Source organism: Polaromonas sp. JS666 (assembly GCF_900103405.1).
Taxonomy (GTDB): Bacteria; Pseudomonadota; Gammaproteobacteria; order Burkholderiales; family Burkholderiaceae_C; genus Polaromonas.
The window spans coordinates 1-18,472 of the sequence record NZ_FNHX01000007.1; the positions used below are offsets into that span (position 1 = coordinate 1).

General features: G+C 63.0%; 21 protein-coding genes and 1 pseudogene. 19 read left to right on the forward strand and 3 right to left on the reverse strand.

What is annotated here, in order from left to right; translation table 11 throughout:
- From tuf to BLQ85_RS17220, 13 genes and pseudogenes are all read left to right on the forward strand, one after another.
- Positions 1-377: pseudogene (gene tuf, locus BLQ85_RS17160) on the forward strand (elongation factor Tu); the annotation flags it as partial.
- Positions 378-401: 24 nt separating this feature from the next.
- Entirely contained in the window at positions 402-716 is a 315-nt protein-coding gene (gene rpsJ / locus BLQ85_RS17165) for a 30S ribosomal protein S10 (RefSeq protein WP_007838118.1), read from the forward strand.
- A 217-nt stretch (positions 717-933) separates the two neighbouring features.
- Positions 934-1,617, forward strand: coding sequence for a 50S ribosomal protein L3 (gene rplC, locus BLQ85_RS17170; protein WP_007866493.1), 684 nt, complete (start codon positions 934-936; stop codon positions 1,615-1,617).
- Entirely contained in the window at positions 1,617-2,237 is a 621-nt protein-coding gene (gene rplD / locus BLQ85_RS17175; RefSeq protein WP_007866495.1) for a 50S ribosomal protein L4, read from the forward strand. Before rplC ends, rplD begins: the two co-directional genes overlap by 1 nt.
- On the forward strand, positions 2,234-2,569 hold the full coding sequence (gene rplW, locus BLQ85_RS17180; RefSeq protein ID WP_007866498.1) for a 50S ribosomal protein L23: 336 nt from the start codon (positions 2,234-2,236) through the stop codon (positions 2,567-2,569). Before rplD ends, rplW begins: the two co-directional genes overlap by 4 nt.
- Complete coding sequence (rplB, locus tag BLQ85_RS17185; protein WP_074578631.1) at positions 2,569-3,393, forward strand: 50S ribosomal protein L2; 825 nt, start codon at positions 2,569-2,571, stop codon at positions 3,391-3,393. The genes rplW and rplB overlap by 1 nt, the downstream gene beginning before the upstream one ends.
- A 9-nt stretch (positions 3,394-3,402) precedes the next feature.
- On the forward strand, positions 3,403-3,681 hold the full coding sequence (gene rpsS / locus BLQ85_RS17190) for a 30S ribosomal protein S19 (RefSeq protein ID WP_007866503.1): 279 nt from the start codon (positions 3,403-3,405) through the stop codon (positions 3,679-3,681).
- 9 nt (positions 3,682-3,690) lie between these two features.
- Positions 3,691-4,020: a 50S ribosomal protein L22 gene (gene rplV, locus BLQ85_RS17195; protein ID WP_007866508.1), complete on the forward strand. Its 330-nt coding sequence runs from the start codon at positions 3,691-3,693 to the stop codon at positions 4,018-4,020.
- 12 nt (positions 4,021-4,032) lie between these two features.
- Positions 4,033-4,938 (forward strand): 30S ribosomal protein S3, encoded by a 906-nt coding sequence (gene rpsC / locus BLQ85_RS17200; protein WP_007866518.1) that lies wholly within the window; start codon positions 4,033-4,035, stop codon positions 4,936-4,938.
- Between the two features lie 24 nt (positions 4,939-4,962).
- A complete protein-coding gene (gene rplP / locus BLQ85_RS17205) occupies positions 4,963-5,379 on the forward strand; it encodes a 50S ribosomal protein L16 (protein ID WP_007866520.1) in 417 nt (138 codons plus the stop codon).
- Between the two features lie 12 nt (positions 5,380-5,391).
- A complete protein-coding gene (gene rpmC, locus BLQ85_RS17210) occupies positions 5,392-5,601 on the forward strand; it encodes a 50S ribosomal protein L29 (protein WP_007866523.1) in 210 nt (69 codons plus the stop codon).
- Entirely contained in the window at positions 5,598-5,867 is a 270-nt protein-coding gene (gene rpsQ, locus BLQ85_RS17215; protein WP_007866526.1) for a 30S ribosomal protein S17, read from the forward strand. The genes rpmC and rpsQ overlap by 4 nt, the downstream gene beginning before the upstream one ends.
- Before the next feature lie 224 nt (positions 5,868-6,091).
- Positions 6,092-6,598 carry a peroxiredoxin gene (locus tag BLQ85_RS17220; RefSeq protein ID WP_074578633.1) on the forward strand — a complete coding sequence of 169 codons (507 nt, stop codon included), beginning with the start codon at positions 6,092-6,094 and terminating at the stop codon, positions 6,596-6,598.
- 75 nt (positions 6,599-6,673) lie between these two features.
- Here BLQ85_RS17220 and BLQ85_RS17225 read toward each other — a convergent pair whose 3' ends face one another.
- Positions 6,674-7,162 carry a GNAT family N-acetyltransferase gene (locus BLQ85_RS17225; RefSeq protein ID WP_074578635.1) on the reverse strand — a complete coding sequence of 163 codons (489 nt, stop codon included), beginning with the start codon at positions 7,160-7,162 and terminating at the stop codon, positions 6,674-6,676.
- 94 nt (positions 7,163-7,256) lie between these two features.
- Positions 7,257-7,943 carry a cytochrome b/b6 domain-containing protein gene (locus tag BLQ85_RS17230; RefSeq protein WP_074578887.1) on the reverse strand — a complete coding sequence of 229 codons (687 nt, stop codon included), beginning with the start codon at positions 7,941-7,943 and terminating at the stop codon, positions 7,257-7,259.
- Positions 7,944-8,134: 191 nt separating this feature from the next.
- On the opposite strand from BLQ85_RS17230, the gene BLQ85_RS17235 reads away from it, so the two are divergent.
- Positions 8,135-8,590: a c-type cytochrome gene (locus tag BLQ85_RS17235; protein ID WP_074578637.1), complete on the forward strand. Its 456-nt coding sequence runs from the start codon at positions 8,135-8,137 to the stop codon at positions 8,588-8,590.
- 161 nt (positions 8,591-8,751) lie between these two features.
- Here BLQ85_RS17235 and BLQ85_RS17240 read toward each other — a convergent pair whose 3' ends face one another.
- Positions 8,752-9,267: a TlpA family protein disulfide reductase gene (locus BLQ85_RS17240; RefSeq protein WP_074578640.1), complete on the reverse strand. Its 516-nt coding sequence runs from the start codon at positions 9,265-9,267 to the stop codon at positions 8,752-8,754.
- Positions 9,268-9,280: 13 nt separating this feature from the next.
- Here BLQ85_RS17240 and BLQ85_RS17245 point away from each other — a divergent pair, with 13 nt between their 5' ends.
- The 5 genes from BLQ85_RS17245 to BLQ85_RS17265 all read left to right on the forward strand — a co-directional run bounded on the left by BLQ85_RS17245 (position 9,281) and on the right by BLQ85_RS17265 (position 18,410).
- On the forward strand, positions 9,281-9,994 hold the full coding sequence (locus BLQ85_RS17245) for a DUF4197 domain-containing protein (RefSeq protein WP_074578889.1): 714 nt from the start codon (positions 9,281-9,283) through the stop codon (positions 9,992-9,994).
- A gap of 381 nt (positions 9,995-10,375) precedes the next feature.
- A complete protein-coding gene (locus BLQ85_RS17250; RefSeq protein WP_254806465.1) occupies positions 10,376-11,233 on the forward strand; it encodes a cytochrome-c peroxidase in 858 nt (285 codons plus the stop codon).
- The gene (locus BLQ85_RS17255) at positions 11,230-14,061 is read left to right on the forward strand and encodes a DAHL domain-containing protein (RefSeq protein WP_254806466.1); all 2,832 of its coding nucleotides are present in this window, start codon (positions 11,230-11,232) and stop codon (positions 14,059-14,061) included. Before BLQ85_RS17250 ends, BLQ85_RS17255 begins: the two co-directional genes overlap by 4 nt.
- A gap of 121 nt (positions 14,062-14,182) precedes the next feature.
- Positions 14,183-15,562, forward strand: coding sequence for an SWIM zinc finger family protein (locus BLQ85_RS17260; RefSeq protein WP_074578646.1), 1,380 nt, complete (start codon positions 14,183-14,185; stop codon positions 15,560-15,562).
- The gene (locus BLQ85_RS17265) at positions 15,549-18,410 is read left to right on the forward strand and encodes a DUF6493 family protein (protein ID WP_074578648.1); all 2,862 of its coding nucleotides are present in this window, start codon (positions 15,549-15,551) and stop codon (positions 18,408-18,410) included. The genes BLQ85_RS17260 and BLQ85_RS17265 overlap by 14 nt, the downstream gene beginning before the upstream one ends.
- The last annotated feature ends 62 nt before the right edge of the window (positions 18,411-18,472 follow it).

Sequence of the window (18,472 nt, forward strand, 5' to 3'; positions counted from 1 at the left end):
AGGCCGGCGACAACGTCGGTATCCTGCTGCGCGGCACCAAGCGTGAAGACGTCGAGCGCGGCCAGGTGCTGTGCAAGCCCGGCTCCATCAAGCCGCACACGCACTTCACCGGCGAGATCTACGTTCTGAGCAAGGACGAGGGCGGCCGCCACACGCCTTTCTTCAACAACTACCGTCCCCAGTTCTACTTCCGCACGACGGACGTGACCGGCGCGATCGAGTTGCCAGAAGGCAAGGAAATGGTCATGCCAGGCGACAACGTGTCGATCACCGTCAAGCTGATCAACCCGATCGCCATGGAAGAAGGCCTGCGCTTCGCCATCCGTGAAGGTGGCAAGACCGTCGGCGCCGGCGTCGTGGCCAAGATCATTGCGTAATTCTGAAAAAACCAAGGAATTACCATGGCCACCAAGCAAAAAATCCGCATCCGCCTGAAGGCGTTTGATTACAAGCTGATCGACCAGTCGGCAGCTGAAATCGTTGACACCGCCAAGCGCACCGGCGCGATTGTCAAGGGCCCCGTGCCCCTGCCAACCCGCATGAAGCGTTTCGACATCCTGCGTTCGCCCCACGTCAACAAGACGAGCCGCGACCAGCTGGAAATCCGCACCCACCAGCGTCTGATGGACATCGTGGACCCCACGGACAAAACCGTGGACGCCCTGATGAAGCTCGACCTGCCGGCCGGCGTGGACGTCGAAATCAAGCTGCAGTAAGCGAAAAATCGGGGTTTCGGCCACAAGCCGGGCCCCAAATCGACAGGTTTTAGCCCGGGTTTGCCATTTTTGGCGGCCTGGGCTATACTCTTGGGCTGTCCATTACATATTGGCTTTGTTGCCGGTATGGATTGGGCGGTTTTATTAACTGTCTTTCACATCAAAACGTCTGCGGCCAATTGAAGTCGCAGCGGTGAAAGTTACGAAAGAACACATCATGAGTCTGAGCAACTCCCTCGGGTTGCTGGGCCGCAAAGTTGGCATGATGCGTCTGTTCACGGATGATGGGGACACAGTTCCTGTCACCGTGGTGGATGTATCCAACAACCGCGTGACCCAGGTTAAAACCGAAGCAAATGACGGCTACGATGCCCTTCAAGTGGCATTTGGCGCACGCAAAGCATCGCGCGTGACCAAGCCGGCCGCCGGCCACCTCGCGAAAGCAGGCGTTGAAGCTGGTGAAATCCTGAAAGAATTCCGCGTGACGCCCGACGTCGCAGGCAAATACGCCGCCGGCACCGTTGTGCCCGCAGCCGACGTGTTCGCCGTGGGCCAGCTGGTGGACGTGCAAGGCACCTCCATCGGTAAAGGCTACGCCGGCACCATCAAGCGCCACAACATGAGCTCGCAGCGCGCGTCGCACGGTAACAGCCGTTCGCACAACGTCCCCGGCTCCATTGGTATGGCGCAGGATCCCGGTCGCGTGTTTCCCGGCAAACGCATGACGGGCCATCTGGGCGACGTCACCGTGACCACGCAAAACCTGAACATCGTGCGCATCGACGAAGCCCGTCAGCTGCTCATGATCCGCGGCGCTGTGCCTGGTTCCAAAGGTGGTTTTGTCACGGTTCGCGCCGCGATCAAGGCCAAGCCCGCAAACGCTGCTAAAGGAGCGAACTGATGCAGGTCGAACTCCTGAATGACCAAGGTCTGGCCTCGTCCAAAGTGGACGTGCCCGATACCGTGTTTGGTCGCGAATACAACGAAAGCCTGGTTCACCAGGTGGTCGTGGCCTTCCAGGCCAACGCCCGCCAGGGCACCCGTGCCCAGAAGGACCGTGAGCAGGTTCGTCACTCGACCAAGAAGCCCTTTAAACAAAAGGGCACCGGTCGTGCACGTGCCGGTATGACGTCTTCGCCCCTGTGGCGCGGCGGCGGTCGTATCTTCCCGAACATGCCTGACGAAAACTTCACGCAGAAGATCAACAAGAAGATGTACCGCGCCGGCATGGCGTCCATCCTCTCGCAGCTGGCCCGTGAAGGCCGCCTGGCTGTGGTTGACTCCCTGACCGTGGACTCGCCCAAGACCAAGGTCCTGGCCGACAAGTTCAAGGCCATGAACCTCAACTCGGTGCTGGTCATCGCTGATGAAGTTGATGAAAACCTGTACCTGGCTTCCCGCAACCTGGTGAACATCCTCGTGGTTGAGCCCCGTTACGCCGATCCGGTGTCGCTGGTCCACTACAAGAAGGTTCTGGTCACCAAGGCCGCCATGGACCAACTCAAGGAGATGTTCGCATGAGCGCCCGTAACCCATCTTCTCCAAAACTGAAATTCGACGAAGGCCGCCTGATGCAGGTCCTGGTCGCGCCCATCGTGTCCGAAAAGGCCACCATGATCGCCGACAAGACCAATGCGGTGACCTTCAAGGTGCTGCAGGATGCCACCAAATTTGAAATCAAGGCCGCTGTGCAGTTGATGTTCAAGGTGGACGTCCAGTCGGTCGCCGTTCTCAACATCAAGGGCAAGACCAAGCGCTTTGGCAAGTCCATCGGCCGCCGCGACAACGTTCGCAAGGCCTATGTGACGCTCAAGCCCGGTCAAGAGCTCAACCTCGGCGGGGAGACTGCGTAATGGCTGTCATTAAAATGAAACCCACCTCCCCCGGCATGCGCGGGATGGTGAAGATCTCCCGGGATCACCTGCACAAGGGTGAGCCTTACGCGCCGCTGCTGGAACCGCAATTCCAGAAGGCTGGCCGTAACAACAACGGGCACATCACGACGCGCCACAAAGGCGGCGGTCACAAGCACCACTACCGCGTGGTGGACTTCAAGCGCAACAAGGACGGCATTCCGGCCAAGGTCGAACGCATCGAGTACGACCCCAACCGTTCCGCCCACATTGCCCTGCTCTGCTACGCCGACGGTGAGCGCACCTACATCATCGCCCCTCGCGGCCTTGAAGTCGGCGCCACGCTGGTGAGCGGTTCGGAAGCGCCGATTCGCGCCGGCAACACGCTGCCCATCCGCAACATTCCCGTGGGTTCCACCATCCATTGCATCGAGATGCAAATCGGCAAGGGCGCGCAAATCGCCCGCTCCGCCGGCACCTCGGCAACGCTGCTGGCCCGCGAAGGTACCTACGCCCAGGTGCGTATGCGCTCCGGTGAAGTTCGCAAGATCCACATCGAGTGCCGCGCCACCATCGGTGAAGTCGCCAACGAAGAACACAGCCTGCGCCGCCTCGGCAAGGCCGGTGTGAAGCGCTGGATGGGTATTCGCCCGACCGTTCGCGGTGTGGTGATGAACCCGGTTGACCACCCGCACGGCGGTGGTGAAGGCAAGACCGGCGAAGGCCGCCATCCTGTCGACCCATGGGGTAACCTGACCAAGGGCTACCGCACCCGCAACAACAAGCGCACGCAAGTGATGATTGTTTCGCGTCGCAAGAAGTAAGGCTAACCCATGACACGTTCACTCAAAAAAGGTCCGTTTGTCGACCATCATTTGGTAGCAAAAGCCGACAAGGCCGTTACCAACAAGGACAAAAAGCCGATCAAGACCTGGTCGCGTCGCTCCATGATCCTGCCCGAGTTCATCGGCCTGACCATCGCCGTGCACAACGGCAAGCAGCACGTGCCTGTCTACATCACCGATCAAATGGTTGGCCACAAGCTGGGCGAGTTCGCACTCACCCGGACTTTCAAAGGTCATCCGGCTGATAAAAAAGTTGTGAGAAAGTAAGGAAAGACCATGGAAACACGTGCAACCCTCCGGGGCGTTCGTCTGTCGGTCGACAAGGGCCGTCTGGTCGCTGACCTGATCCGCGGCAAGAAAGTGGATCAAGCCCTCAACATCCTGAATTTCACGCAGAAAAAAGCTGCTGGAATCATCAAGAAGGTTGTTGAGTCCGCCATCGCCAACGCTGAACACAACGATGGTGCCGATATCGACGAACTGAAGGTGAAAACCATCTACGTCGAACAAGGCGCCACGCTCAAGCGTTTCTCCGCGCGCGCAAAAGGCCGCGGCAACAGCATCAGCAAGCCCACGTGCCATGTGTACGTGGTGGTTGGCAACTAAAGGCAGCAGGATATGGGACAAAAAATCAACCCAACCGGGTTTCGCCTTGCAGTTAGCCGTAACTGGGCCAGCCGCTGGTACGCAAGCAACCGTGACTTCGCCGGCATGCTGGCCGAAGACATCAAGGTTCGCGAGTACCTCAAGGCCAAGCTCAAGAACGCCGCGGTTTCGCGCGTTCTGATCGAGCGCCCCGCCAAGAACGCCCGCATCACGATCTTCTCGGCACGTCCGGGCGTCGTGATCGGTAAAAAAGGCGAGGACATCGAGAACCTCAAGAAAGAACTGAGCCGCCAGCTGGGCGTGCCGGTCGCCGTGAACATCGAAGAAGTTCGCAAGCCTGAAATTGATGCCAAGCTCATCGCCGACAGCATCACGCAGCAGCTTGAAAAACGCATCATGTTCCGCCGTGCGATGAAGCGCGCCATGCAAAACGCCATGCGTCTGGGTGCCCTGGGCATCAAGATCATGTCGTCCGGCCGCCTCAACGGCATTGAAATCGCTCGCTGCGAGTGGTACCGCGAAGGCCGCGTGCCCCTCCACACCCTGCGCGCCGACATCGACTACGGCACCTCCGAAGCCAAGACCACCTATGGTGTGATCGGCGTCAAGGTCTGGGTCTACAAGGGCGACACGCTGGGCCGCAACGATGCGCCCGGCGCCAAGATGGTGGAAGTGCCTGACGAAGAACGCAAGCCGCGCGGCCCCCGCCGTGATGCGCGTCCTGGTGATCGTCCAGGCAGCGACCGTCCCGCTCCCCGTGGTGCCCGCGCACCGCGTGGCGCGACCAACACCGCCCCGGCGGATGGAAGCGACAAGCCGGCTGAAGCTACCCCTGGTAGCGAAGCCCCGAAAACCACCGTTAAGCGCGTCCGTAAAGCCGCGCCAGCTGCAGCAGCTGACGGTGCCAAGACCGAGTAATCGGTCTATTAACGGAGAATCAAAATGCTGCAACCCGCTCGCAGAAAATACCGCAAAGAGCAAAAAGGCCGCAACACCGGCGTCGCAACCCGGGGTTCCTCGGTTGCGTTCGGTGACTTCGGTCTCAAATGCACCGACCGTGGTCGCCTGACTGCTCGTCAAATTGAAGCCGCGCGCCGCGCGATTTCCCGTCACGTCAAACGTGGCGGCCGTATCTGGATCCGCGTCTTTCCGGACAAGCCAATTTCCCAAAAGCCCGCTGAAGTGCGTATGGGTAACGGTAAAGGTAACCCGGAGTACTACGTGGCTGAAATCCAGCCCGGCAAGATCGTCTTTGAAATCGTCGGTGTGCCTGAAGAGCTGGCCCGCGAAGCGTTCCGCCTGGCATCCGCCAAGCTGCCGCTGCGCACCACCTTCGTCAGCCGCATGATCGGCCAGTAAGGGGAAATGACAATGACCAAATCTACTGAACTGCGCCAAAAAGACGTTGCCGGCCTGAAGGCTGAAGTCAAAGAGCTGCAAAAAGCCCACTTTGGCCTGCGCATGCAAAAAGCCACGCAGCAACTGACCAACACTTCCACGCTGCGTTCCACGCGTCGCAGCATCGCTCGCGCCAAGACTATCCTGGCCGAAACCATCGTCAAGCAAGGAGCCAAAAAATGACGGAAGCTAAAAAATCCCTCAAGCGCACCTTGATCGGCAAGGTGGTGAGCGACAAGCGCGCCAAGACCGTGACGGTCCTGGTTGAGCGCCGTGTGAAGCACGAGCTCTACGGCAAGATCGTGTCCCTGTCCAGCAAGTACCACGCCCATGACGAAAAGGGCGAGTACCACACGGGCGACGTGATCGAGATCACCGAAAGCCGCCCGATCTCCAAGACCAAGAACTGGGTTGTGACCCGTCTGGTCGAAAAGGCTGCGATCGTTTAAGTCCCAGGTTTACCTGGAGCTGGCGTCAAGTCACTCTCTCAAAAACGGCTCACCTTGGTGGGCCGTTTTTGTTTGTACCGGTGCTTGCCGATGTTTGCCGCTTCCTCCGGAGATGACCTTCAGAGGCGAGCCGGTTTCTGTGCAGTGAGCGCACGCTTGCCGGCTCCGCACTACACTTCGGGGGTTGATTTCCAACCCCTTCATTATTCTCAGAGGAGTACACCATGATCAAAGTAGGCGACACCCTTCCGGCCACCACGCTGATGGAATTTTCCGAAGTCGAAGGCAACGGCTGCAGCATAGGCCCCAACCCGGTCGATGTGGCCAAGGCCTCGGCCGGCAAGACCATCGCCCTGTTTGCTTTGCCCGGCGCGTTCACGCCCACCTGCTCGGCCAAGCACGTGCCCGGCTATGTGGAGAAATTCGCCGAGTTCAAGGCCGCCGGTGTCGATGAGATCTGGTGCCTGAGCGTCAACGACGCCTTTGTCATGGGCGCTTGGGCGCGCGACCAGAAGACCGGCGACAAGGTGCGCATGCTGGCCGACGGCAGCGCGGATTTCGCGAAAGCCACGGGCCTGACGCTGGATCTGACGGCGCGCGGCATGGGCCTGCGCAGCAACCGTTACTCCATGCTGGTCAAGGACGGCAAGGTCGCCAGCCTCAATGTGGAAGGCCCCGGCAAGTTTGAAGTTAGCGATGCGGCCACGCTGCTGGCACAAGCCAAGGGCTGAGAGCGAAGTCTTCGCCATGAAAAAAGCCACCGTGCGCAAGCCCGGTGGCTTTTTTGTTTCCGCCTCCGGAAAGGCTTAAAGATCCACCTTGAGGTAATGCGCCCCCGCGATGGGGTTGTGATAGTAGGGCGGTATCTCGGCAAAGCCGAGCTCGGCATACAGTGCGCGCGCCGACTCCATGTCGTCCAGCGTGTCCAGCAGCACCGAGTGGTAGCCCGCTACACGCGCCGCGTCCAGGATGGCCTCGGCGAGCTGGCGGCCCAGGCCGAAGCGGCGAAAGGGCTTGCGCACATAGAGGCGCTTCATCTCGCCGGCATTGGGATAGTCGACCGAGTCCAGCGCGCGCAGCGCGCAGCAGCCCGCGACTTCGCCGTCCACCAGCGCCAGCAACAGCGCGCCTTCGGGCACATCGTATTCACCGGGCAGCTCGGCCAGCTCGGCCTCAAAGTTCTGGAAGCACAGGTCCACGCCCAGCTGCTCCGCATACTCGCGAAAGATCAGCCGCGTGGCGGCCAGCTCTTGAGGCGAGTCGGGTGTAATGAACTGGATGGAAGGGCGCTGCACGGGGTCGGCGGAGAAAAGTCGACAGCCAGTTTAACGTGATTTGCCGCCACCGCCGGCCGGTGCAAGCCCGGCCCCCGGCCTGCCGCGCGGGGCCTCAGAACGCCGGCGCCGCCAGCGTGGAAACCCAGTAGGCCACGCCGCCGCAAACTGCCAGGATCAGCACCGCGGCCACACGCGACACCGTGTCGTCGCGCGAGGGCGGCGCTTGCACCACCAGCTCCTTGTCGCCGTGCAGCATGGCGCCCACCAGGTTGTGCTTGCGGCTCAGGTAAAAAACGATGGCCGCGATGTGGAGCACCACCAGCGCCAGCAGCACCCATTTGCCGATGTTCTTGTGGTAATTGGTCGTCAGGCTGACGGTGGCGTTGGAGACAAAGCGCGTCAGCGGGCCGGCAAAAGCGATCTCGTCGTCGCTCAGCAGCCCCGTGCCGACCTGTGCCACCAGGAAACCCAGCATGGCGAACACCGAGCCGGCGCCTATCGGGCTGTGGCCGATACCGTGCTCGGGCTTGCCCTGGCCCTTGAGGTAGTTGATGACGCTTTGCGGCGCATAGATGAACGCACCAAAACGGGACCAGCGCCCGCCCACCAGGCCCCAGACGATGCGAAACAGCAGCAAGGCCAGCACCGTGTAGCCGAAGCGGAAGTGCCAGACCATGGCGTTGCCGCCCACGGTGCCGGTAATGGCCAGGCCGATCACGCAGGCCACCAGTGCCCAATGGAAAAACCGCGTGGGCAGGTCCCATACACGCACCTTGTGAAGATTTTTATTGGTGTACACGCTCACTCCTCGTTCATGTGGGTTATCTGATGGCGGGATTGTCCCCGGCCGCTCCTTGGTGCTTTCCCGTAGCGCATAAGTTCCTGCGGAACTTATCAGGCTTGGCTAAACTCAGCCACATGGCAGCAAGCCCAGCACGCTGCCATGGCCTGTCACCGACCATATCCTAAAAAAACCTCACGAGGAAAACCATGAAATTTTTCGCCAGCATCGCAGCGGCCGCCACCCTGGCAGCCATGGCCGCCCCGGCCTCCGCGCAGTTCGCCAAGCCCGAAGACGCCATCAAATACCGCCAGAGCGCGTTGTTTGTCATGGGCCAGCATTTCGGCCGCGTCGGCGCCATGGCCAACGGCCGTGTTCCCTTCGACGCCAAAGTCGCCGCCGAGAACGCCGAGATCGTGGCCGACATGGCCAAGCTCCCGTGGGCTGGTTTCGCACCCGGAACCGACAAGGGCGGCAATACCAAGGCCAAACCCGAGATCTGGACCGAGCAGGCCAAATTCAAGGAAGGCCATGAAAAGCTGGTCGCCGAAACCGCCAAGCTGGCCGCCGCCGCCAAAACCGGCAACCTCGACGCGCTGAAGACCGCTTTTACTTCCACGGCCGGCACCTGCAAGGCTTGCCACGACGCTTACCGAAATCAGTAAATAGGGCCCCCACGCTCCCCCACTGCGTGTGGGTCGCTGCCCCCCGAGGGGGCCGCCCGCCTGCAGTCCGGCAAAGCCGGTCCTGCGGCTCATGCTGGAATGGGGAAACAAAAAAAGCCGGTTCGTTTGAACCGGCTTTTTTACTGGGGAGGCGAATCGCTTCAGGTCTCGGCGAGCAGCTTCTCAATCAACTGGTGCAGCGCCGCAAAATCCGGCTCGCCCACGTACCGCTTGACGATCTCGCCGCGCTTGTTCACCAGGTAGGTGGTGGGCGTGAGCTGCACGTCGCCCCAGGCCTTGGCAACCGCGCCGGTGTTGTCGATGGCCACCTTGAAGGGCAGCTTGCGCGTCTGGGTGTAGTTCACGACATAGCTGGGCGGGTCGTAGCTCATGGCCACGGCCAGGGTGTCGTAGCCCTGGCTCTGGTATTTGTTGTAAGTGGATATCACCTTGGGCATCTCGGCCACGCAGGTCACGCAGCTGGTGGCCCAGAAGTTGACCAGGGTGACTTTGCCCTTGAGGTCGGCCGTGGTTTTTTTGCTGCCGTCCAGCAGCACGAAGGTCGACTCAGGCGCGGCCTGCGCGCCGCTGCATCCGGGCAGGCTGGCGAGGGCCGCCAGCGCCAAAATACCGGCCAGCGCCATGCGGCATACTGTCCAGCTGGATGTCAATTTCATGGGAGACCTCATCATGCAACGTCGCAATTTTAACCAGGCCGGCGTCAGCGCGTTGGGCGCACTGATATTGGCCACTTACCACCAGGCCCAAGCGCTCTCGCTTGGGGACCTGTCCGGCATCAGCAATGCCGACGCCAGCGCCGGCCTCAAAACCGCCCTTGAAAAGGGCGCCATCGCAGCCGTCGCCCTGCTGGGCAAGACGGATGGATTCCTCGGAAACCCAAAAGTTCGCATTCCTCTGCCCGGTTACCTTGAAGATGCGTCGAAACTGCTGAAAAACTTCGGCCAGGGCAAGCGCATCGACGAGCTGGTCACCTCCATCAACCGCGCCGCCGAAGCGGCCGTGCCCATGGGCAAGGATCTGCTGGTCAACGCGGTGCGCACCATGAACGTGAACGATGCCAAGAACATCCTGACCGGCGGCGAGACCTCGGTCACCACCTTTTTCGCGGAAAAAACGCGCGCGCCGCTGGGCGTGAAATTCCTGCCCGTGGTCACCAAGGCCACCGAAAAGGTCGGGCTGGCCAACAAATACAACGAGTTCGCCGGCAAGGCCGCCGGTTTCGGCCTGGTCAAAAAAGAAGATGCCAACATCCAGCAATATGTCACCGGCAAGTCCCTGGACGGCCTCTACCTCATCATCGGCGAGGAAGAAAAGAAGATCCGCCAGGACCCGGTGGGCACCGGCAGTGCGATCCTCAAGAAGGTATTCGGGTCGATGAAATAAAAAGTTCTAACGAACTGGATGTGACGCAAGACTGAGCGGATCGGCGATTCCGGTCCTCCTCTATTTGGAGGAGGCGAAGCATTTCCTTACATAGTGTTGGTAAATGTGCCCACACGGGAAATGCCCTTGCGGCGCGGCGGATAAACGTGCTCTGATTGGGACTGGTTGCAGTTAACGATCAGGAGGACAGCAGCCGTGCAAATAACAAAATCGGTGTTGGCGTACGTCCGCGGGAGCAGGCACTGCATGCGGCCTGTGAAGGCCGGCGCGCACTTGGCCGCAGCGCGTTTTGCGGCACTGCTTCTGGCGTCTGCGGCTGCCTGGACATCCCCCGCCGCCATCGCCGCGCCCCTGCTCGATGAACCGATACAACCGGTCCCCTTGACGCTCAAGCAGGACCCCGCCCGCGCGGACATCGGGCGCTTGCTGTTTCGCGATACCCGCCTGTCCGGCAACGGCCGCATCTCGTGCGCCAGCTGCCACGACATCAGCAAGGGCGGCGGCGACGGGCGCGACCGCTCGGTCGGCCTTCATGGCGGCCTCACCAGCGTCAACGCCCCGACCGTGCTCAATGCCGCGCTCAACTTCAAGCAGTTCTGGAACGGCCGCGCCGAGTCGCTCGAGGCGCAGGCCGACCACGTCATGCAAAACCCGGTCGAGATGGGATCGCAATGGGCGGAGGTGGTCCAGAAGGTCTCGCAGGACCCCAAATACAAGGCCGCGTTCGCCGCTTCCTACAAGGATGGCGTCACCAAGGCCAACATCCAGAATGCCATCGCCACTTTCGAGCGCACCCTGATCACGCCCAACTCGCGTTTTGACAAATACCTGCGCGGCGATGCCAACGCGATCACGGCCGCGGAGAAAGCCGGCTATGCGAAGTTCAAGCAGTATGGCTGCGTCGCCTGCCACCAGGGCGTGAACGTCGGCGGCAACATGTTCCAGAAGTTCGGCGTTATGGGCGACTACTTCGCCAAACGCGGCAACCCGACGGAAGCCGACCTGGGCCGTTACCTGGTCACCAAGGTCGAGAGCGACAAATACGTCTTCAAGGTGCCCAGCCTGCGCAACATCGCGCTGACCGCACCCTACTTCCACGACGCCTCGGCAAAAACCCTGGACGAGGCCGTCGACATCATGTTCCGCTACCAGCTCGGCCGTGTCGCTTCCAAGGAAGACAAGGAGGCCATCATCCGCTTCCTCAACACGCTCACCGGCGAACTGGACCCCAAACCGTGAAAAAAACGAATCGACTGGCCTGGATGCCCATGGCGGTGGTCACCGCCGTGCTGTTGTCCATCCTGGTGTTTCTGTACGCCAAGACCCAGAGCTTCGACGAGTCGCATTACTTTGAGGACATCGCCGTGCTGCGCCACCTCAAGCAGCTCGACGCGCAATGGGAGCTGGACGTGCTGAAGTCCAGGATAGGCATCAACACGCACTACGACGCGCTGGCCGACAACCAGGGCGAGATGGCCCGGCTCATGGAACAACTGCAGTCGGACAAGGACGCCCATCAGCACGATGCACCCGGGCGCGCGGACAAGCTCACGGCGCTGCAGCGCGCCGTGCAGGACAAGGCCTTGCTGATCGAGCAGTTCAAGTCGCACAATTCGGTGCTGCGCAACTCGCTGGCCTTTCTCCCCACTGCGGCGGAGGACGTCCAGCAGTCGCTCGGGACGGGCCGCGGCGCCGCGCAGCCGGCGTTCCAGCTGATTTCGGCCGGCGTGAGCAGGCTCCTGCTTGCGAGCATGCTGTACAGCCAAAGCCCGACCGGCGAGAAGGGCACCGAAATACACGACGAGCTGAACCGGCTTGACGGCACGCTGCACCTCGCGCCGCCGGGCATACGCGACAGGCTGGGTATTTTCCGCGCGCATGTCCAGGCCATTTTGCGCGAACAGAAAATCGTCAATGAGCTCCTCGCCGGCATTTCCGTGGCACCGACCGGAAAGCTGCTCGATGACGCCAGCGATGCCCTGACGGTCGAGCAGCAGCAGGCCGGCGTGGAGGGCGAGCGCTACGGCCGCTACCTGCTGATTTTTTCGGCGGTGCTGGTGGCGCTGCTGCTGTACGCGGCGGTCGACCTCCTGCGCAGCCACTCGACCATACGGCGCGTCAACGAGGAACTCCAGGGTGCCAATGAAACCCTGGAGCAGCGCGTGCGGGAGCGCACCCTCGCGCTGCATGCCAGCGAAACCCAGCTGCACCTGATCACGGACACGGTGCCGGCCCTGATCGCCTATATCGACGCCGACCAGCGCTTCCAGTTCCACAACCTGGCTTATGAAGAACGCTTTGGCTTGAAGCGCGAGCAGATCCACGGCAAGACCATGCGCCAGATGATGGGCCACGAGCTCTACGAGAAAGAGCGCGGCAAGATCCAGGAGGCCCTGGCGGGCTACGCGGCGGAGTACGACCGCACCCAGGAAGCGGCCGACGGCCAGCTGCACGACTACGTCATGCAGTACTTCCCGCGCTATGGCGAGGGCGAGGACGAGGGCAAGGTGCTGGGCTTTTATTCGCTGGGCACCGACGTGACCGCGCTCAAGCGCGTCGACCGCATGAAGAGCGAGTTCGTCTCCACCGTCAGCCATGAGCTGCGCACGCCGCTGACCTCCATACGCGGCTCGCTGGGCCTGATCGTCGGCGGCGTCGCCGGGGAGCTGCCGCCCATGGCCAAGAACCTGGTCGGCATCGCCACCAGCAACTGCGAGCGGCTCATCCGGCTGATCAACGACATCCTCGACAGCGAAAAAATCGAGTCCGGCAAGATGCGCTTTGACATGCAGGTCACGGAATTGGCGCCGCTGCTGGCCCAGGTCCTGGTGGCCAATGAAGGCTTTGCGGACCAGCACAAGGTCAAGCTGGCGCTGGATGTCCAGGCTGAAGGGGTCATGGTCAGTGTCGACAGCGACCGGCTGACCCAGGCCGCCACCAACCTGATCTCCAACGCCGTGAAGTTTTCACCGGCGGATTCCTTTGTCTATATCAGGCTGCTGTGCAGCAACAGGCGGGTCCGGGTCGAGGTGGCCGACAGCGGCCCCGGCATTCCGGAGGAGTTTCGCAAGCGCATCTTCCAGAAATTCTCGCAGGCCGACACCTCCGACACCCGGCAAAAAGGCGGCACCGGCCTGGGCCTGAACATCTCGCGCGCCATCGTGGAGCGCATGGGCGGCAGCGTGGGCTTCACCTCGCAGACCGGCGTGGGAACGGTGTTTTATTTCGAACTGCCAGAAGCGACGGCGCTGCCGGTGGAAGAGGCCAGCGTCGATGAAGGCAAAACCAGGGCCGGCTCACCGCCCAGGCCCTTGATCCTGGTCTGCGAGGACGACCCCGACATCGCCCACCTGATCAAGCTGATGCTCGACAAGGGCGGGTTCGATTCGGACATGGTCTACCGCGCCGCACAGGCCATGGAGCAGGTGGTCAAACGGCCCTACGCCGCCATGACGGTCGACCTGGGCCTGCCGGACCTGGACGGCATCAGCCTGATCCGCAAGCTGCGCCTGGAAGAGCGCACGCGCGAGCTGCCCATCGTCGTGGTGTCGGCCAACGCCGAAGCCGGCGAGCTCGAATTCAACAACCAGCCGCTGGCGGTGTCGACCTGGCTGGAAAAGCCCATCGACGAAAACAAGCTGATCCTCAGCCTGCAGCGCGCCATCGCCAACATGGCCGAAGGCCGGCCGCGCATCCTGCATGTCGAGGACGACCTGGACATCCAGCGCATCGCCGCCACCATCGCCCAGGACTTCGCCACCTTTGAATTCGCCGCCAGCCTGCGCGAGGCGCGCGAGCAGCTGGGCAAACACCACTACGACCTGGTGCTGCTGGACCTCACGCTCAAAGACGGCTCGGGCTGGGAATTGCTGGACACCATAGAGGACCTGAACCCGGCGCCGCCGGTGGTGGTGTTCTCCGCGAGCGACGCGGTGGCCCTGGACAGCGACCGCGTGGAGGCCGTGCTGGTGAAGGCACACACCTCCAACGACCAGCTGCTGCGCACCCTGCAGCGCGTGCTGGACGAAAGCCTGTGGGGGACGGTGCATCCGCCGTTGAGTGTTTAGCCCACCCCCGTCGGACGCTCACTTCGTGTAGCGCCTTCCCCCCTTCCAGGGGGCGGCGCCTGCGGTCTGGCAAAGCCAGTCCCGCGCCCCCCCGCCTGGATATGACATCATCGCTTCGTCCATGGCCCACTTCGCCCACACCTACCGCTACGCCGAACCTTCGTCACTGGAATTTTCCGGCGGCGCGCACATGAGGCTGGCCACCTCGTCCCCCGGCGCCAGCCCCCACCCGCATTTCTTTGACGGCGTGCTGCACCAGCCCCAACTCGCCGCGCAGTTGCTCAGCGCCGTGCACCTGCTGGTGGGTTCACGCTTTTTCACGCCGGCCAACAGCGTGAGCCTGGCGATCATGCTGGCCGACCCCGTGGTCACCTCCGGCGGCGGCATGTTGCGGCTGGAGGGTTTTTCGGCCTGCTGCAGCACCTACATACGGGTGGACATGGAGCCGCAGGCCTACACAGGAGACATCGCCGGCAGGGGAACGACCAATATCGACTTCAATGCCCCCATGCGCGCCGCGCTGGCCAAGGTGCGGGATGCCGATGGACTGTCGCTGTCGGTCGGGAGCACCGAGTTCGCGCTGCGCACGGCGGGCGCCTCGGTGGTCGAGAAAAAAGTGGAGCTGCCCCTGCGCTGGTTGCGCAGCATGGTGGCCGTGCAGGCTTACCAGGCCGCCATGCACAAGGTGTTTGAAGTGGACGCCATCCCCGCCTTGCGTTTCTTGCGCGGCCTGCCTAAGGCCTCCACCAGCAAGACACCGCTCTGGGTGATGGCCGGCCCGCAAGGCCTGCGAACCACCACGCAGGGCGATGGCACCGGTGTGCGTTTTACCGACGGCACCCGCTTGCGCGTGCTGGAAAGCCTGTTGCCCAAGGCCAAAACCCTGACTTTGTACGCCGATGCCCAACAGCAAGCCAGCGCCTGGTGCCTGGACTTCGGGAACATGCGGCTGACGCTGGTGCTTAGCGCCGAGGTCTGGCGAGGGTTCTCGGGGGAGGGCCAGGCGCTGCATGCGCTCGCGCTGGCGGACGATCGCCGTCCCGTTTCCGCAGTGCGCGCGCAGCTCAACTGGCAAGATGCCTTGCGTCCGGACGCACTGGCCGAGCAGTTGCAATGGCCGGTGCCCGATGTGGACAAGGCCTTGCAGGTGTTGGGCGTGGCGGGCCTGGTGGGGTTTGACCTGGCGCACGGCGCCTACTTCCACCGCGTGTTGCCCTTTGACCTGAGTCTGCTGGAAGACATGTCCCCCCGTTTGGCTGATGCCCGCGCGCTCCTGCGCGAGGGGGCGGTGCATCTGGTGTCCACCGCGCCGCTGGAAGCGCTCGTGCAAAGCGCCGACGTGAGTTACCGCGTGCGCGAGCTGGACGGCCTGATGCGCTGCACCTGCCCCTGGTTTGCCAAACACCAGGGTGAACGCGGCCCGTGCAAACACGTGCTGGCTGCACAAGCCGCGCTGAGTCTGAACTCTTCAAAGCTCCCGCAAACCGATGCCAGAAACTGATTCACAGCCCGCCTGCGATTCGCCGCTTGAAGCTTGCATACTGGCCGGCGACATCACCGGTGTGATGGACCTGGTCGATGCCATGAGCCCCGCCGAACGCGCCGCCAGCCTGCCCGCCGTGGAGCGGCTGGTGCACGCGCGCTGGCGCATGCTCAGGCCGCAGCAGCTCGACCCCGCGAACCCGACCCAGGCCCTGGACAAGCACAAGGCCAACAGGCTGTTTCGCGCCGTCGACCTGGCCCGCTTCCTCTGCACTTCCGGGCATCCGGCGGCAGACTACTGGATGCACATCGGCGTGCAAGACATTGCGGCCTTCAGGCAACGCTATCAGCCCGCGCTGTCGAGCCAGCCCATTGAAAAGCAACTGCGTGGCGAGCACAACTGGCACTACCGGCGCCATGTTCACCGCGCCATCGTCGCTGGGCTGATCGAGCGGCCGCAAACCGACGAGTATCTGCAAGCGCTCTTTTTTGGTGACTTGCGGGCCGAGTCCAACATCGTCCTCAATCATGTGGACGCGGACCCCGGCCTGGCGCCGCATCTGCTGCAACTGTTTGACCACGAGGGCACATCGGATGGCAGCTTTGCGGCCGTTGAAAAGTATTGCCACGACCCGGCGCTGACCTGGACCCAGGCCTTCCTGACCCTGTGCGAACGCGGTGTCTATACCCGGACCCAGTTGCTGGACAAAACCCTGGGTGCCCTGGCCTGCGACTGGCCGCAATTCAAGTCCGGCTGGTTCTCGCGCTTTCACGAGCGCCTGGCGCCCACCGTGGATGAAATGGCCGCCTTTGCACCCCGTTACCTGGCGCTGTGCCATAGCCGCATTGCGCCCACCGTGGGCCTGGCCATGGATGCCCTCGCACGCTTGTACAAGGCCGGCCGCATAGACGACACGCAGGTCTGCGAGGCCGTGCAGCCTGTGGTGACCTCCGCCGTCAAAGACCGCGTGCTGTCGGGACTGGAGCTGTTGGGCCAGGTGGTCAGGGACACGCCCGCGCGCGCCGCCGGCATCAGCGCCATGGCCGCGCATGCGCTGGCCCATACGGCCCCGGACGTGCAGAAAAAAGTCATTGCCTGCCTGCAAAGCTGGGGGCTGGACGCCGCAGGCCAGGAAGTGGCGCGTGGCTACCTGCCGTTTGTGTCGGCCGTCAACCAGGCCGCACTGGGCAAGCTGGTGGGCGTTGCGCAAGCCGTTGCAGCGGCCAGCACGCCGCCGGCAGGCGCCGGTGCATCCGCCCCAGTATTGCCCCCCGCGCCCGCCAGGCTCTCACCGCTTGACGCCAGCCGCGCGTTGCAACCCCTGGCCCAGGTAGCCGACCTGGTCGAGCGCATGGCCTACGTGTTGGAAAATCCCGCCGATGTGGACGAGTGGGAGCGCGTGGCCGAAGCCTTGGTTCGCCTGGCCCCGATACCCGCGGCAGACCGGGCGGCGTTCCTGGCTTTGAAGAAGCGCGGCAGTCGCCTGCACTGGGACAGCAAGCCGCTGGGCTTTGCGCTGGCCCAGCTGATGGCTTGCGCGCTGGGCGACGAAACCGCCGCCATGGCATCCATGGACTCCCCGGCAGGCAAGGTCAGCACCCATGACTTTATTGCCCAGCGCACACTCGGCCTGATGTCGCAAGCCGCTGCCGGCCTGGGCCTGACGCCTCTGTCCGCGCCCACGCACCGCGGCGGCTTCATAGACCCCCGGCAACTGGTGGCACGCATCGCGGCCTGCCAGGAAGCGAATGCAGCCTTGCCCTTGTCCGAGCAGGTGTTTGCGTTGATGCGCCTGGTGCCCGCCAGCGTGGACGCGGACGCCGCCCGCGACGCATTGCAACTGGCCCGCTCGCTCAAGGACCAGCCGGTGGTGCAAGCCCTTCGCCATGCGCTGGGGGGCACGGTGGCGGTGCCGCATGATGACGCTGCGCAAGCCTTGTTCGTGGCCGCTGCCCGCATACGCTCACCCCGCATGGACGATGCGCTCACGCTGGCAGCCTTTGGCGGCCTGGGCCCCGATGGCTCGGCCGCCGCGCAATTGGACTGGCATGTCAGCAGCAGCGAGCCCAGCGAAGCCGGCTATGCCGTGTTTCACACCCTGCATGTCACCTGCAGGCCCGAGCTGCGGCCGGTCGCTCCGCATCACTACGGTATCGCCCTGTGTGCAAAACACCTGATGGGCGAGCGGTGGCAAACCGAAACCGATGCCTCCACCATCGGCTTTGCCGCCAGCCTGCAGCCCTCCAACCTGGAGCCATTTTTTGCCGAAGGCGCGCGTACCCTTGGCAACAATGTGGATTGGTGGGAAGCGCAGTGGCAAAACCGCGCCTACCTGGATGTGCTGCTGCAGCCCACCACACCGATGACGCCTATGGCATGCCTGCTGCTGGCCGTGGGCCTGGCCGGCAAAGAACCGGGCCAGGGCGCGCTGGCGGTCGACGCGCTGGCGCGCAGCGTGCAAGATGGGCGCCTGGACCTAACGGCCATGGGCCAGACATTGGCGCGCCTGTGGGCTACGCCGCTCGTCAAAGGCCCGCGCCTGGCAAAGAGCCTGGCAGCCGCTACCCAGGCCCACGCCGCCATGCCTGCCGCCGTGTTCGCATTGCTGTGCGCCATGGCAGAGGTGCAATCCGGCGCACCGCGCAAAGACCTGTCGCCCCTGCTGGAGCTGCTGCTGGAATTGAAGCTGACGCAAGGTCTGGATTTGCCGGGCAGCACGCGCACGGCACTGCAGGCCATGCGCCTGAGCGGCAAAGGCAAACTCGCCGTGAAAGCACTCACCCCCGTCCAGGGGGCGGCGCCTGGGGCCGGCGAAGCCGGACCCTCGGCCCCCACTGGTGAAGACCCGGCGCTGGTTAAGCCATGAATTCTTAAGCCAGCATGAGCCGCGGAACCGGCTTTGCCGGGCCACAGGCGGGCGGACCCTTT

What these genes read in the sequence shown, in the direction of transcription:
- rpsJ (WP_007838118.1), top strand. Translation starts at nt 402, where the DNA reads ATGGCCACCAAGCAAAAAATCCGCATCCGCCTGAAGGCGTTTGATTAC.
- rplC (WP_007866493.1), top strand. Translation starts at nt 934, where the DNA reads ATGAGTCTGAGCAACTCCCTCGGGTTGCTGGGCCGCAAAGTTGGCATG.
- rplD (WP_007866495.1), top strand. Translation starts at nt 1,617, where the DNA reads ATGCAGGTCGAACTCCTGAATGACCAAGGTCTGGCCTCGTCCAAAGTG.
- rplW (WP_007866498.1), top strand. Translation starts at nt 2,234, where the DNA reads ATGAGCGCCCGTAACCCATCTTCTCCAAAACTGAAATTCGACGAAGGC.
- rplB (WP_074578631.1), top strand. Translation starts at nt 2,569, where the DNA reads ATGGCTGTCATTAAAATGAAACCCACCTCCCCCGGCATGCGCGGGATG.
- rpsS (WP_007866503.1), top strand. Translation starts at nt 3,403, where the DNA reads ATGACACGTTCACTCAAAAAAGGTCCGTTTGTCGACCATCATTTGGTA.
- rplV (WP_007866508.1), top strand. Translation starts at nt 3,691, where the DNA reads ATGGAAACACGTGCAACCCTCCGGGGCGTTCGTCTGTCGGTCGACAAG.
- rpsC (WP_007866518.1), top strand. Translation starts at nt 4,033, where the DNA reads ATGGGACAAAAAATCAACCCAACCGGGTTTCGCCTTGCAGTTAGCCGT.
- rplP (WP_007866520.1), top strand. Translation starts at nt 4,963, where the DNA reads ATGCTGCAACCCGCTCGCAGAAAATACCGCAAAGAGCAAAAAGGCCGC.
- rpmC (WP_007866523.1), top strand. Translation starts at nt 5,392, where the DNA reads ATGACCAAATCTACTGAACTGCGCCAAAAAGACGTTGCCGGCCTGAAG.
- rpsQ (WP_007866526.1), top strand. Translation starts at nt 5,598, where the DNA reads ATGACGGAAGCTAAAAAATCCCTCAAGCGCACCTTGATCGGCAAGGTG.
- BLQ85_RS17220 (WP_074578633.1), top strand. Translation starts at nt 6,092, where the DNA reads ATGATCAAAGTAGGCGACACCCTTCCGGCCACCACGCTGATGGAATTT.
- BLQ85_RS17235 (WP_074578637.1), top strand. Translation starts at nt 8,135, where the DNA reads ATGAAATTTTTCGCCAGCATCGCAGCGGCCGCCACCCTGGCAGCCATG.
- BLQ85_RS17240 (WP_074578640.1), bottom strand. Translation starts at nt 9,267, where the DNA reads ATGAAATTGACATCCAGCTGGACAGTATGCCGCATGGCGCTGGCCGGT.
- BLQ85_RS17245 (WP_074578889.1), top strand. Translation starts at nt 9,281, where the DNA reads ATGCAACGTCGCAATTTTAACCAGGCCGGCGTCAGCGCGTTGGGCGCA.
- BLQ85_RS17260 (WP_074578646.1), top strand. Translation starts at nt 14,183, where the DNA reads ATGGCCCACTTCGCCCACACCTACCGCTACGCCGAACCTTCGTCACTG.
- BLQ85_RS17265 (WP_074578648.1), top strand. Translation starts at nt 15,549, where the DNA reads ATGCCAGAAACTGATTCACAGCCCGCCTGCGATTCGCCGCTTGAAGCT.